Genomic DNA, 13,225 nt, shown 5'->3' on the forward strand with positions numbered 1-13,225 from the left:
TTGGTCGTGGCCGCAGCCGCGACAGGCGCCCTTTCCCTGTGCGGCGGCTGGGCGTTCGCGGACTCCGATCCGTATACGACAGGGGCCGACTCATACGCTGCTCTGGCGGACGACATGGGGCAATGGGATTTCCCGGGTGCCTCGAGCGCCGAGCGGGCGGTGGAGCGTGCGGAAAGCGCCATGCAGATGGCCCGCGAGATGACCGACAGTCTCTCGGCCCGGGATGACACCGTCCACGCGACGACGAACCACAAGTCCTCCTACAGCAGCAAAACCGAAAGCAACTACGGCGACGACGAACCGAGTCACAAGCCGTCCTACGGAAACGACTACGGCAGCTCCTCCGGCAGCGACTACGGCGACGACGACAATGACCGCGGCCACAAGTCGTCCTCCGGGAACGACTACGGCGACGACGATTCCTCCTACGGCAACAACAGCAGCAGCAGCTACGGCGACGACGAACCGAGTCACAAGCCGTCCTACGGAAACGACTACGGCGAGGAGGAGACGCACAAGCCGACCCGGGTGCCCCCGCCGCACCACCACCACGCCCAGCCCGTCCACCACCACATGCCGCCGCACCACATGCCGCCGCACCACCGGCCGCACCACCACCATCACCACAAGCCCTCGATGCCGCACACCGGCGCGGAGGGCACCATCGCGGCCATCGCGGCCAGCGGAGCGCTGCTGGCCGGCGGAACCATCCTGTACCGCCGAGGCCGGGCCGCCCAGCGGTAGTCCGCCCCCTCCCCTCTCCCACCCCCTGGGTGCCGGGCACCTCGCGCCCGGCACCCAGCACCCACCGGAACAACATTCCTCCGGTCGTCCTTGTGGCCCAGCGACGTCGAGCCATCCGGCCCTATTGGTGCAATGAGCGTATATATGGCTGTGTCCCGGTACATAGGACCCAGTCACACCAAAGGAGTCGGGAATGACGTCCGAGCGTGTCCGCTCCCTGAGGCGAGTGACGTTCCTCGCCGCCGGGATGTTCGCGGCATCGACGATCCTTCCCAACCCAGCCCTCACGACCGACGACGCGGCGCACCGGGCCGCGCACCACTGCCCGCCGGCGGTGCGGTCCCTGCCCGCCTCGTGCCCCTCGAACGGGGCGACGGGCAGCCCCTCGCCCGCGGCACCGCCCGCGTTCGGCGCGTACCTCAACTACGGGCCCCTCGGCGTCCTGCGCATGCAGGGGCTCAGCAACTGGCTCGACCACTCCGAGATCCGCGTGGGGCACACCTACCTGCCGGGGGACCGGTGGAGCAACATCGAGGCCGCGCCCGGCTTCCTGGACAGCTGGGCCCAGTGGCGGCGGGGCAAGGACGACCGGCTCCTCGTGCTCAACGTCCCGATGATGGAACACAACGAGGACCATCTCCCCGACACCGAGGTCCAGCAGCTGCTGCGGCGCGCCGCGGCCGGCGAGTTCGACGCGCACTTCCGGACGCTCGCCGAGCACCTCGTCGATCTGAGGGTGCCGGACACGATCCTCGTGCTCGGCTGGGAGATGAACGGCATCACCTACACCCACCGCTGCGGCCCCGACCCGGCCGACTGGAAGGCGTACTGGCGGCGCATCGTCACCGTCATGCGCTCGGTGCCCGGAGCGCACTTCACCTTCGACTTCGCCCCCAACCGGGGTGCGGACGCGGTGCCGTGGCCGCAGTGCTATCCCGGTGACGACGTCGTCGACGTCCTCGGCATGGACTCCTACGACCAGCCGGCGGGGATCACCTTCGACGAGCAGGTGTCCGAGCCCTACGGCCTGCAGGACCAGGTCGACTTCGCGAAGACGCACCGCAAGCCGGTCTCGTATCCCGAGTGGGGCCTGTTCCGCAACGGCGACAACGTGTCGTACATGCTGCGCATGCTCGCGTGGTTCGACGAGCAGAAGCCGCTGTACCAGACGATCGCCGACTACTGCCCGCACGGTGTGTGGCTGTGCTCCGGCAACCCCCGGGCGTCCGCCCTCTACCGCGCGGCACTGTCCGGCCGGCCCCCGCCACCGGACCAGAAGCCGCAGCCGCCGGACCCCGCCTCACTCAAGCCCGTGACCGGCCTGGGGCAGCCGTCGGCACCGGTTCCCCGGCCACCCGGCTGCCCGTGCAACGGCAACGCATGACGGCGGCATTTCGGCGTTTCAATAACCGCCCATGCACTGCGCGATGACGACGAGTTTGTTTCCCCGCCCGACTCGGCGGGCCGCGCTTTCGAGGCGGGGCCAGGTGCGGGCCAGTGCGCGGCTCTGCCACGAGGCGTCCGCATAACGCGTGAAGATCTCCTGCATCTTCGCCCGGGGTGATGTCGTGCGTTCCACCGAGATCACCTCGCAGTCCAGCCGGTTCAGGAGCGCGCGGATGCCGAATTCCGTGAAATAGATCTTGCGCTCCCAGTAATACAGGTGTCCCGTCAGATCGACCCGGCCACGGCTTGCGGCGTTCATGGCCAGAGCGAGGGGCCGCACCGGGAACGAGGCGTCCGGCGTCTCGATGACGACCGTGCCCCCGGGACGGAGTTTGCTCAGATACCGGGCCAGCGCGGGAAAAGGGTCGTAGAGATGCTCGACGACGTCCCACAGGGTGAGCGCGTCCGCGGCGGCGTCGGGCAGCAGCGCGTCCAGGTCGTCGCCCAGCGCGACCCGCAGTCCCCGGGACCGCGCCATGTGCACGGCGTCGGGGTCCACGTCGACGCCGTAGGCGCGGTCACAGCGGGTCTGGGCGTAGCTGACGAAGTTCCCGATCCCGCAGCCGGCGTCGAGCACGGTGCCGATGCGTCCGGTCAGACGCTCCGCCTGGTCCAGCGCCGTCTCGTACCGCTGTTCATAGCCGCGCCGGACGTCGTCGCTCGCGTACAGGCCGAATTTGTACGGCTCCCAGTACGCGCTGACCGGTGGCCGCCCGTCGTGGCGGGCGAGCGCCGGGTCGGGGCGGAAGTACTCCGTGCGGCAGTCGAGGCAGCGGACCAGCCGGTACCGGCCCTCGACGACCATGCGCAGCGGTTTTCCCTGTTCCAGACATGCGGGGCAGTGCAGCTCAGGTGTGTCGTCCGCGATGGGTGGGTCCGCCCGCTCGCCGGCGTACTCGACCCCAGAGACCGTCATGCCGTTGCCTTCCTCGCGTTTTCGGTGCAGGTGTGGTCGGTGAACGCGGACGCGAGCCGGCGCCGCCCGCCGCGAGCCCAGCCCCGTGCGGTGGCGTCGCCGACGGCGGCCGCCAGCAGCGGCGCGGTGCGCCGGCCCGCGAGCAGCAGACGCTGGTTGACGACCGTCTCGGGGGCCCAGCGGTACTTGTACGGCTCGTTGCCGCGCAGCAGGCTCAGGACCTGGCGTTCGCCGTCGCCGAGATACTCGGCCGAGGCGCGCAGCAGCATCGTCGCCACATCCGTCCTGCGCTCCCGCAGCCTCGGGTGGACGCCGTACAGATACAGGCCCGCCCACCGTCTCGACATCAGGGTCAGGTCGACGCCGACCACCTCGCCGTCGAGCAGGAACTCCCTGACGACCGCCTCGTCGGACCGGACCATCCGGCCCGCGGAGCGGATCAGATGCTCCAGGAAGCGCGGCCGCAGGTGTTCCGGTGTCACCTTGCGGTCCTGCCACTGCAGCCGGTGCAGATCCAGGAGGCGGCGCAGGCCGCTCTCGGTGTCGTCCTGGTGCACCGGGCGCCATACGACGCCGAGCCGGGTGAGCTTGTTCACCTTGTTGCGCACGCGCTGGGCGCGCGCCGACGGCAGCCGGCCGATCAGCTGGTCCATGGGCAGCGCGGGCAGCTCCAGGCACGCGGAGTCGGACAGCCGGCGGCGCGGACCGCGCCAGCCGAGGTAGATCCGCTCCGCGGCGCCGCCGGGCCGCACCTCGCGCAGGTCGATCAGCGCGGTGCGGGCCAGTTCGGCCAGGGCGTCCGTCAGCGCCAGGGTGCCTTCGGCGGCCGCCGCCGCGTCGAGGAGCACATCGCTGAAGTCGGTGATGGCACCGCCGATCGGCACCAGCGCGGGCCACGGGCGGCGCACCCGCATCAGCGGTGCGGCGCCCACCAGTTCATCCCCGTCCCGCACCAGGACGAGCCGCAGCCCGCCCGCGGTGCCGTACGACAGCCACCACGAGTGCAGCCAGGCGTGGCTCTGGAACGGTGTCGCCGACGGACAGGCCCGGTGCAGGCGCTCCCATTGCGGCGCCAGTTCCGCGAACACACGCTCGTCGGTGCACAGCTCCACCGACGGCGCGCGTCGGGACACCGTCGTCACCGCGCCTCCTGGGCGTCGGCGGCGGGTGCCGGGGCGGGCAGCTGCGCCCGCCCCCGCTCGCCGTCCGCCGGCGCCCACCGGGGCCGGGCCAGCAGGGCGAGGCCGCCCAGCAGACCGCCGGCACACGCGCCCACCAGCGAGGTCAGCCCCGGCGAGAGAGAGGACGGCTCGGTGGGGGCGAGGGCGGCGGACAGCCGCGCCAGCGCGATGCCGGTGGCCTTCTTGGTCTTGTTGGCCTGCTTGGTGAGCGCCCCGGACACCGCGTTGGCGATGTCGGCGGCCCGGCCGGGGCGTCCGGAGACCGCCGTGATGGCGATCATCGGGGCATCGGGCGAGGTCTCGGCCCGCACGGTGCTGCGCAGCTTCGCCGCCGGCACCCCCGCCTTCTTCTGGGCCTGCCCCAGCACGGCCAGCTGAGTCGCGACCCGGCCGTAGGCCTGCGCGAATCCGAGGGCCGTCGCCGGATCGGACCGCGACTTCTCGGCCGGTACGGCGATGACGTAGCTCGTCGCCGAGTACTGCGCCGGCTTCACCGCGCCGTAGACGCCGCCGGCCGCGGCGCCGAGCACGACGCCGGCCGGGATCAGCCAGCGCAGCAGCAGCCGGTAGGCCTGCCGGAGGATCCGGCGGTAGGGGTGTTCGGGCTGTGCGGGCGTGTCGGTCATCAGGGGCTCGCTTCCAGGTCGTGACCGGACAGGACGGTCGTGTACACGTCCATCAGTTGCCGGGCGGTGTGCTCGATGCTGTAGCGCCGGACGGCGTCGGGTGCGGCGCGGTCGCCGGGTCCTGCCACGTGCAGCCGCAGCAGGACGCGTGCGTACGCCTCGGCCCCGCCCCTGATCCGCTCGGCACCCGGAGCCGAGGCCCGGGGCAGGTCGGTGAGGGCGGGGGCGGACGTGTACAGCACGGGGAGGCCGGCCGCGAGCGCCTCCAGCGCGGCCAGCCCGAACGTCTCCTCCAGGGCGGGCGCGGCGAGGGCGTCCAGCGCGGACAGCACCGAGGGGAGGTCGGGTGCGCCCTGGCCCGGGTCCGGGCCGCCGAGCAGTTCGCCGGTCATGAGCATCCGGTCCGCGATGCCCAGCTCCCCCGCGAGGCGGTGCAGCCGCCCGGCCTCGGGCCCGGCGCCGATCAGCAGCAGCCGTACGTCCGCGGGCAGCAGTGCCAGCGCGCGGACGGCCACGTCGAAGCGCTTGGTGGCGACGAGCCGGCCGACGCAGCCCACCACATAGGCGTCCTCGGGCAGTCCGTAGAACGCACGGGCCTCCTTGCGGCGCACCTCGTCGAAGCGGAACCGGCCGGCGTCGATCCCGTTCGGGATGACCTGGATGCGCCGGCCGGGCACGCCCCAGTCGCGCAGCAGGGCGGCGACCGTCGGGGAGACGGCGACCGTGGCCCGGCCGAGCCGCTCGGTGGCCAGGTACAGGACCCGGATGCCCGCGTTCAGCGACCTGCCCTCCAACTGCCGTGCGCCCAGGGAGTGTTCGGTGGCCACCACGGTCCGGACGCCGGCCAGGCGGGCGGCGATCCGGCCGTACACACAGGCCCGGTACAGATGGGTGTGCACCACGTCGTAGCGGCCGGCTCGGATGTGCCGGGCGAGGCGGAGCAGGGCGCCGACGTCCCGGTTGCCGCCCATGCGGAGGTCGGTGACGCGGACGCCGTCGGCGATCAGCCCGTCGGCGACCTGACCGGGGCGGGTCAGCGTGAGCACGTCGCACCGCGCGGGCAGATGGCGCAGCAGCAGCCGCAGTTGCTGCTCGGCGCCGCCGGCGTCGAGGCCGGTGATGATGTGCAGCACTCTCATGAGGCCTCCAGGGCGCGCCCCCAGGGGCGGGCGAGTCGCCGTTTCACTTCCAGCCGCACCCCGGTGTCGGCCTGCCCGATGTGGATCCGGGGCAGCGCCAGGTCGCCGGCGTCGGCGGGGCCGGGGGCGACGGCGCAGCCGTAGCGGTAGCCGGCGCCGTGCACGACGGCCCCGACCCGGGCGTCGAGCCGGCCGTAGGGGTAGCAAAAGCCGAGGATGTCCTGGCCGGTCAGCTCGGCGAGCAGGGCTCGGCTGCCGTGCACCTCCGCGCGCAGCACCTCGTCCGGGAGCCGGGTGAGGTCGGAGTGGGTGAGGCCGTGCGAGGCGATCTCGATGCCGAGGGCCGCCAGCCCGCGGATGTCGTCGGCGGTCAGGAGCCGCTTGCGCGGGCCGGACAGCTCCCAGTCGTTCTCGCCGCCGAGCCGCCCGGCCACCACGAACACGGTGGCGCCGGAGCCCCAGCGGTGCAGCACGGGCAGCGCGGTGGTGACGAAGTCGGCGTACCCGTCGTCGAACGTGAGCCCCACCAGGCCGCGCTCCTGTCCCCGGTCGCGGGCGGCGAGCAGTTCGCGCACGCTGACGCAGCGCAGGCCCCGGCCGTGCAGCCAGGCGAGCTGCCGGGCGAGGCGGGTCGCGGAGACGGTGATGTTGAACGGGTCGTCCCAGGAGTCCGAGACGGAGTGGTACATGGCCACCCATGCGGCGGGCCCCCTGCGAAACCGTCCCTCTGCGCCGGGTCCGGGAGCCTGCCCGGCCGCACGGCGAGCTTCGGAAGCGTCAACGACCATGGCCCTGCTTTCGCGTCAGAAGGCGTCGGACGGTGGGAAGTGCCGCGGGGGCCAGCGAGCGGGCTCCGGCCACGTCGAAGGCCCAGAGCAGCGGCAGATAGACCGCGAGGACGCCCAGACAGCCGGCCGCGAGACCGGCCGACGGCGAGCTGAAGGGCCGCGCGCAGACGAGTCCGGCCGCGGCGGCGGCCGCCGCCGCGCCCACCGGGACTGCCAGTTCGGCCGCGACGCGCCGGACGCGCACGGCGACGCTGCGGCTGCCCAGCCCGCGCAGCAGGAGCACGGCGGTCAGCGTGATGCCGGCCGCGTTGGCGGCGGCGATGCCGCACGCGCCCCACCGCCCCACCGTGCAGGCGCTGATGACGGCGGTGGCGACCATGCCCACGGCCATCACGCCCGTGGGGTACCAGGTGGTGCGGCCCGCCGAGAAGTACGACCGCACCAGCGCGCCCACCAGCGTGTGGCCGAGCAGCCCGAGCGTGTACACCCGTAGGACGCCGGCGGTCGCGGCGGTGTCCTGCACGGTGAAGGCGCCGCGCTGGAACAGCAGGTGGACGATCTGCGGGGCACACGCCGAGATCACCGCGGCGCCCAGCAGCACGATGCCGCTCACCATCACCAGGTCCCGTTCGATACGGTCCCGGGCCCGCCGCATGTCGCCCTCGGCGATGGCCCGGGCCAGCACGGGAAAGGTGACGACGAACAGCATCAGCGCCAGCGACATCGGCAACTGCCCGATCTTCTGCGCGTAGTTGAGGTGTGACATGGCGCCGGCGGGCAGCAGGGAGGCGAAATGGCGCTCGATGAGGACCTGAGACTGGCGGCACAGGGCGAACAGCAGGACCGCCAGGACCAGGGCGGGGGCGGGGGTGAGCGGCTGCGCGCCGTCCCCGCGGGGGCCGGCGGCGGGCCCGTCGGGGCGCTCGGCGAGCCGCCGCCACAGGAACGGCGCCTGTACGGCGGCCTGGAGGCACCCGCCGAAGGCGACCCCGAGGGCCGCGGACCGCACGCCCCAGCGCTGGCCGAGGAGGACCATGGTGGCGATGATCGCGGCGTTGTAGGCGACGTAGATCGTCGCCGGCACCAGATAGCTGCGATGGGCCCGCAGCGCGGCGCTGCAGTACCCGGCCAGCCCGAAGCTCAGCACACAGGTCGCGGTCAGCCGGGTGCAGGCGACCGCCAGGCCGGGGTGGGACAGGCCGGGCGCGAGGACGCCGACCAGCAGCGGCGCCCCGGCCACGAGCACGGCGGCCACGGCGGCGAAGGCGAGGGACAGCCGCGGCAGCGAGGCGGCGACCAGCGCGCGCACCGGATCGGGGGACACGCTCCCGGCCGCCCGCCGGGCCAGCGCCGCACTGAACGCGGGCACCAGCAGGAACGCCATCCCGTCCTCGACCAGCAGGGTCGACGCCATCTCGGGCACGGTCCAGGCCACCAGGAACGCGTCGGTGGCCGCACCGGCGCCGAAGAAGTGCGCGAGCGCCTGGTCCCGGCCGAGCCCGAGCAGCGCGCCGGCCACCGACAGCACGGCCGTGATCAATGTCGCCCGGGCGAGGAAACCGCCCGCGGAGGCACCGGCCCGGCCGTCGGCAGGGCGCGCGTCCTCGGCGTCGGTCCCGTCGTCGGCGATCCCCCGCGAGGCAGCGGATGGGGATCTCATCGCACGCTCGCCTCCGCGGCCGTACCCGCGATCGCCTCAGGGGTCAGTGCCCACCAGGCGCCCAGTCCGAGGCACACGCCGGTCAGCACGGTGGAGGGTCCGCCGATGTCGGCGTACAGGAAGTCGACGTACTGCCACAGCAGCAGCCCGCAGGCCGCCACGGCGCAGTCCCGGGCGTGCCCCGCCCGGCGCATCCGCCGGACCGCGCACACCAGCAGGGCCAGCCAGGCGCCGATCGCCGTGAGCACGCCCACGAGGCCCTGCTCGCTGAGCACCAGCAGATACATGTTGTGCGGGGTGAGCAGGGGCTGACGCCGAAAGCCCCAGCCCGCGGCGTCCGTGTCACTGCCCGAGGACAGCGCGAGCGAGGCATGTCCGTCCCGGTGCGCGGGGAAGGCCTTCAGCCCGACGCCCGTCACCGGGTGCCCGCGCCACATGTCGCCGGCCGCCGCCCACAGGCTGTAGCGGTCGACCACGGACTGGTCCGGTGCGTCGGCGACCCGCGTGATGCTGCTCAACCGTTCCTGCAGCACCGCGGCGCCCACTCCGAACCCGCCCACCAGCACCACCGCGACCGCGACCGCCGCCGCGGCCGTCCTCGCCGCGCGCCGTACGCCGGCCATGAGCAGCTGGGCCCCGCAGGCGACGGCCGTGGCGATCCAGGCGCCCCGGCTGAAGGACACCGTGAGCGGCAGCAGCAGCGCCAGCGCGCACCCCGCCGCCACGGTCCGCAGCGCCCGCGTCCGTGCCCCGAGGGCGAGGCCCGTCGCGGCCACCAGTCCGAACGCCACGGCGGTGGCCATCCCCATCACGTCGGCGGGCCCGAACGTGCCCACCGCCCTGATCTCGGCTCCCTGGTACGAGGCCCCGGTCCCGGTGAGGAACTGGTGCACCCCGAGCGCGCCCTCCCACAGGGCGAGGCCGACCAGCGACCACAGCAGCAGCCGGGCGTCCCGCCGGTCCCGCACCAGCAGCACCACCGCGACCGGTACGAGCACGAACACCTGCAGATAGCGGGCCAGTCCGGTGAACGCCTCGGCGGGTGTCACCGCGCCGCTCGCGGCGACCGCGAGCCCCACCACCGGCAGTCCGAGGACGACCGCGGCCGTCCTGGTCAGCGGGCGCCGCGCCTGCCGCACGGTGTGGGCGACGGCCCACAGCACGACCAGCCCCGATGTCGCGTCGGCGGGGGTGGCGTTGCTGTCGGGCGCCACGGGCAGCCCCAGCAGGACGACGATCGCCACGACCGGCAGCACCGGCGCGGCGCGGCGCAGCACCGGCAGCGCCAGGGCCGGGGCGGGCGCGGCCGGCGAGGGAGCGCTCACCGCCGCTCAGCTCCCCGTAGGCCGGATGAACAGCACCGCCGTGCGCACCAGGATGCAGATGTCCTGCCACAGCGACCAGTTGTCGATGTAGGCGTTGTCGAAACGGCAGCGGTCCTCGATCGAGGTGTCGCCGCGCAGCCCGTGGATCTGGGCGAGTCCGGTCATGCCGGTCCGCATCCGGTGGCGCGCCGGGTAGCCCGGGAGGGTCTGGCTGAACTTCGTGACGAAATAGGGGCGTTCGGGCCTCGGCCCGACCAGGCTCATGTCACCGCGGAAGACGTTCCACAGCTGGAGCAGCTCGTCCAGCGAGGTGCGGCGCAGGAACTGGCAGAAGCGGCTCATGTCCTCCGCGTCCGCCACGCTCCAGCGGGTCGCGGCCTCGTGCGCGCTGGCGGGCCTGTGGGTACGGAACTTCAGCATCGTGAACGACCGTCCGTCCTTGCTGATCCGCTCCTGCCGGAACACCACGCCGGGGCCCTCGGTGAACCTCAGGCCGGCCGCGCACACCCCGAGCACCGGAGCCGCGAGCAGCAGCAGCACGCCGGAGAGGACCACATCCAGTACCCGCTTGCCGACGCCGTCGCCGCGCCCGCGGGTGCCCGGACACAGCAGCCTGCGGGAGAAGCCCGCCAGGTGCCCCGCCCGCCCGCGCCGCCCGCGCGGGCTGTACGCCGGCGAGTCCGCGTCCACCTCCCACAGCACACAGCCGAACGCGGCGAGTTCGCGCAGCAGCGGGGCCCGCTGCGCCCGGGCCGCGGGCCCCACGACGAGCACCGACTCCACACCGTTCTGGATGAGCGCGCGATGCGCTTCCTCACGCGTGGTCAGGACCGGCAGCGCGGGCCGGTCGGCGGCCTCGGGGAGGGTGGCCGGGGCGTCGGCGACCAGGCCCACCGGCCGTGTTCCGCAGCGCGGGCTGCGCTGCAGCGCGGCCGCGAGCCGGGCGGCAGCCGGGAGCGGGCCCACCACCAGCGCGGGGCGGGGGCGGCGCCGCAGCGCCCTGCGCCGCCGCCCGTGCACCGCTTCACGGAGCACGCAGGCCGCCAGACAGTGCACGGCGCACGCGGCGGCGAGCGCGGTCGGCGGCAGCTGCCGCAGCGGGGAGAGCGCCGCGAGGACCGCCCAGCCGACGGCCACCCGCCCGCAGACGGAGGGGAGTTCCTCCAGTACGCCGGGGACCTCCGAGGTGTCGTAGAGCAGGGCCCGTCGGTTCAGGGCGATCACGCACAGCCCCACAAGGGCGATGAGCAGCAGGTACCGCTGCGCCTGCGGCAACGCCAGGGCACCCGGCAGGGGACCGCCGAGGTCGGCGATCAGCAAGGGCGCCCAGGAGGTCCGCCGAAGTCGGCGGGCGCCCCGCCCGGAGGAGAGTCCGGGTCCGGTGGCGGCGCCGGGCGGGGCGAGGACGGAGACGGCCGCCCGCGGCCCCCCGGCTGGAGGAGGAACGGTGCTTTCCGCAGTCATGTGGTGATGGACTCTCTGCTCTGGTTGGGTACCACGACCGGCGTGGTGACGATGCCGAGCAGTTCGCGGTACACGTCGGTGACCGCGTCCGCGGTCTGCTGTACGTCGTGGGCGGCGAGCACATGGGCGCGGCCCTGGGCGCCCAGTGCCGCGCGCAGCGGCCCGCGGAGCAGCAGTGCCGTCAGCGCGCGTGCCAGCGTGTCGGGGTCCTCGGGCGGTACCAGACAGTGCGGCAGATGGCCGGGCGGGAGGCTCTCGCGCGCTCCGTCCACATCCGTGACGAGCACCGGCCGGGCGCATGCCATGGCCTCCAGGGGGACGAGCGCCATGCCCTCCCAGCGGGACGGCAGGACCACGACGTCGGCGGCCCGGTACCAGGGGGCCGCGTCCAGCGTCGGGCCGGCGAACTCCACCGACGCGGGGGCGACGGCACGCAGCGGGCCGGCGTCCGGACCGTCGCCGACCAGGACCAGCCGGGCGGTGGGCAGTTGCCGCAGCACGGCGGGCCAGGCCTCAAGGAGGACGTCCTGGCCTTTCTGGCGGCAGAGCCGTCCCACGCACACGACGAGGGGGCCCGCCGCGGACCGGGCGATGTCCCCGTCCGGCTGGAACCTGTTCGTGTCGACGCCGTTGGGGATCACCTGCCACCGGGCGGCGATGCCACGCTGCTCCCCGGTACGGCGTTCCGCCTCGCTCACGCACAGCACGCGCGTCGCCCAGCGCGCCGCGAACTGCTCCCACTGCAGCGCCGCATGGGCCATCACACCGTCCACGGCCTCGAACGACCAGGCGTGCGGCTGGAAGACGGTGGGGAGCCGGCCGCGTACCGCGAGCCGCGCCGCGAGCCCGGCCTTCGCGCTGTGCGCATGCAGCACATCGGGCCGCACCGCGCGCACGAGCCGGGCCAACCGTCCGACCTCGCCGGGCAGTCGGGACCCGGGCGAGCGGGTCGCCTCCCAGGGCAGCACCCTGCAGCCCGCCGTGCGCAGTGCGTGGGTCAGCGTGCCGCCTCTCGGGCAGGCGACGGTGACCCGCAGCCCCGCGGCGAGTTGCGCCGTCGCCAGGTCCGTCACGAATCGGGCGACACCGCCCTCGACCGGCTGGGTGACATGCAGGACGTGCGGCTCGCGTGCAGTGGACCGCGTCGCCCGGTGCGGGACGGAACCGAGGGGAATGCGCATGACCGAGGCTTCCCTTCCGAAGAAACATTCCGAACCCCCAACACAATGGGTGTGATCGTAGGTTCGGCATAAAACGCGTCGGATTCGGATGCAACACTAGCCGCTTATCCGTCTTTTTCTACTAACCCGTCACCTGTGTCGGAATGACCGCCGCCATCAGGGGGATATTTCTCGTACTACATCACTCACTTGGCTTCATCGAGTGCCGATGAGCTACATGACAGATAATCCGATGAGAATTCTGCGCGGCATTCAGGATGTATGAGTTCCGGGAACTTGCCGGTGCCGGAGTTTCCCGCGGCGGCGGTGTCTCGTTAGTCCGTTGGAAGCGAGATCCCAGGCACTCGCGATGCCTCGAGGAGCGAGTCCCCTCCGGTGACCCGAGCTGCGTAGGAAAGGAACACAATGAAGAATCTGAAGGCTGCCGCCCTTGTGGTCGGCGCCCTGGCCATCGCCGGTACCGCGACGCCCGCCGTCGCCGGGAACCTGCCGGCGCAGGGCCTCCTCGAGGACGGGAAGACGGTCACCCACTCGATCCCGAGCGCGGCCGAGATCCCGACCGGCGCCCTGACCGAGAACGTCAGGGGCGCGACGCAGGGCGTGAAGGAATCGGGCATCGTCCAGACCCCTGTCTTCGGCCGCACCCTGCCGAATCCGCTGAACGGCAAGAGCCCTGCCAAGCTCCCCAGCAAGCTCCCGGCCAAGCTTCCGGGCCTCAGGTAAAGACGCACGCACACGCACCGGGCCATTCGGGT

General features: G+C 73.1%; 12 protein-coding genes. 3 read left to right on the forward strand and 9 right to left on the reverse strand.

What is annotated here, in order from left to right:
- The first annotated feature begins 180 nt into the window (after nucleotides 1-180).
- Both IE277_RS04520 and IE277_RS04525 read left to right on the forward strand, forming a co-directional pair.
- Complete coding sequence (locus tag IE277_RS04520; RefSeq protein ID WP_189948655.1) at nucleotides 181-744, forward strand: LPXTG cell wall anchor domain-containing protein; 564 nt, start codon at nucleotides 181-183, stop codon at nucleotides 742-744.
- A 193-nt stretch (nucleotides 745-937) separates the two neighbouring features.
- Nucleotides 938-2,128 carry a glycoside hydrolase family 26 protein gene (locus IE277_RS04525; protein ID WP_189948656.1) on the forward strand — a complete coding sequence of 397 codons (1,191 nt, stop codon included), beginning with the start codon at nucleotides 938-940 and terminating at the stop codon, nucleotides 2,126-2,128.
- Between the two features lie 18 nt (nucleotides 2,129-2,146).
- Here the strand turns inward: IE277_RS04525 and IE277_RS04530 are convergent, their stop codons facing one another.
- The 9 genes from IE277_RS04530 to IE277_RS04570 are packed head-to-tail and all read right to left on the reverse strand — an operon-like array spanning nucleotide 2,147 to nucleotide 12,470.
- On the reverse strand, nucleotides 2,147-3,106 hold the full coding sequence (locus tag IE277_RS04530; protein WP_189948657.1) for a class I SAM-dependent methyltransferase: 960 nt from the start codon (nucleotides 3,104-3,106) through the stop codon (nucleotides 2,147-2,149).
- Nucleotides 3,103-4,248, reverse strand: a complete 1,146-nt coding sequence (locus IE277_RS04535) for a GNAT family N-acetyltransferase (protein ID WP_189948658.1) — start codon at nucleotides 4,246-4,248, stop codon at nucleotides 3,103-3,105. The genes IE277_RS04530 and IE277_RS04535 overlap by 4 nt, the downstream gene beginning before the upstream one ends.
- Complete coding sequence (locus IE277_RS04540; RefSeq protein WP_189948659.1) at nucleotides 4,245-4,913, reverse strand: YveK family protein; 669 nt, start codon at nucleotides 4,911-4,913, stop codon at nucleotides 4,245-4,247. The genes IE277_RS04535 and IE277_RS04540 overlap by 4 nt, the downstream gene beginning before the upstream one ends.
- Nucleotides 4,913-6,052, reverse strand: a complete 1,140-nt coding sequence (locus IE277_RS04545) for a glycosyltransferase (RefSeq protein WP_189948661.1) — start codon at nucleotides 6,050-6,052, stop codon at nucleotides 4,913-4,915. Before IE277_RS04545 ends, IE277_RS04540 begins: the two co-directional genes overlap by 1 nt.
- Nucleotides 6,049-6,840 (reverse strand): polysaccharide deacetylase family protein, encoded by a 792-nt coding sequence (locus IE277_RS04550; protein ID WP_189948663.1) that lies wholly within the window; start codon nucleotides 6,838-6,840, stop codon nucleotides 6,049-6,051. The genes IE277_RS04545 and IE277_RS04550 overlap by 4 nt, the downstream gene beginning before the upstream one ends.
- A complete protein-coding gene (gene murJ / locus IE277_RS04555; protein ID WP_189948664.1) occupies nucleotides 6,830-8,500 on the reverse strand; it encodes a murein biosynthesis integral membrane protein MurJ in 1,671 nt (556 codons plus the stop codon). The genes IE277_RS04550 and murJ overlap by 11 nt, the downstream gene beginning before the upstream one ends.
- On the reverse strand, nucleotides 8,497-9,825 hold the full coding sequence (locus IE277_RS04560) for an O-antigen ligase family protein (protein ID WP_189948665.1): 1,329 nt from the start codon (nucleotides 9,823-9,825) through the stop codon (nucleotides 8,497-8,499). The genes murJ and IE277_RS04560 overlap by 4 nt, the downstream gene beginning before the upstream one ends.
- 6 nt (nucleotides 9,826-9,831) lie before the next feature.
- On the reverse strand, nucleotides 9,832-11,289 hold the full coding sequence (locus IE277_RS04565; RefSeq protein WP_189948666.1) for an exopolysaccharide biosynthesis polyprenyl glycosylphosphotransferase: 1,458 nt from the start codon (nucleotides 11,287-11,289) through the stop codon (nucleotides 9,832-9,834).
- Entirely contained in the window at nucleotides 11,286-12,470 is a 1,185-nt protein-coding gene (locus IE277_RS04570; protein WP_189948667.1) for a glycosyltransferase, read from the reverse strand. Before IE277_RS04570 ends, IE277_RS04565 begins: the two co-directional genes overlap by 4 nt.
- A gap of 405 nt (nucleotides 12,471-12,875) precedes the next feature.
- Here IE277_RS04570 and IE277_RS04575 point away from each other — a divergent pair, with 405 nt between their 5' ends.
- Entirely contained in the window at nucleotides 12,876-13,193 is a 318-nt protein-coding gene (locus IE277_RS04575) for a hypothetical protein (RefSeq protein ID WP_189948668.1), read from the forward strand.
- Nucleotides 13,194-13,225 lie beyond the last annotated feature (32 nt).

Origin of the sequence: Streptomyces alanosinicus (genome assembly GCF_014650595.1) — a bacterium.
GTDB lineage: Bacteria > Actinomycetota > Actinomycetes > Streptomycetales > Streptomycetaceae > Streptomyces > Streptomyces alanosinicus.

Bases quoted from the DNA above. Each gene is read 5' to 3' on its own strand.
- IE277_RS04520 (WP_189948655.1), top strand. From the start codon at position 181: ATGCAGATGGCCCGCGAGATGACCGACAGTCTCTCGGCCCGGGATGAC.
- IE277_RS04570 (WP_189948667.1), bottom strand. From the start codon at position 12,470: ATGCGCATTCCCCTCGGTTCCGTCCCGCACCGGGCGACGCGGTCCACT.
- IE277_RS04565 (WP_189948666.1), bottom strand. From the start codon at position 11,289: ATGACTGCGGAAAGCACCGTTCCTCCTCCAGCCGGGGGGCCGCGGGCG.
- IE277_RS04525 (WP_189948656.1), top strand. From the start codon at position 938: ATGACGTCCGAGCGTGTCCGCTCCCTGAGGCGAGTGACGTTCCTCGCC.
- IE277_RS04540 (WP_189948659.1), bottom strand. From the start codon at position 4,913: ATGACCGACACGCCCGCACAGCCCGAACACCCCTACCGCCGGATCCTC.
- IE277_RS04530 (WP_189948657.1), bottom strand. From the start codon at position 3,106: ATGACGGTCTCTGGGGTCGAGTACGCCGGCGAGCGGGCGGACCCACCC.
- IE277_RS04545 (WP_189948661.1), bottom strand. From the start codon at position 6,052: ATGAGAGTGCTGCACATCATCACCGGCCTCGACGCCGGCGGCGCCGAG.
- IE277_RS04575 (WP_189948668.1), top strand. From the start codon at position 12,876: ATGAAGAATCTGAAGGCTGCCGCCCTTGTGGTCGGCGCCCTGGCCATC.
- murJ (WP_189948664.1), bottom strand. From the start codon at position 8,500: ATGAGATCCCCATCCGCTGCCTCGCGGGGGATCGCCGACGACGGGACC.
- IE277_RS04550 (WP_189948663.1), bottom strand. From the start codon at position 6,840: ATGGTCGTTGACGCTTCCGAAGCTCGCCGTGCGGCCGGGCAGGCTCCC.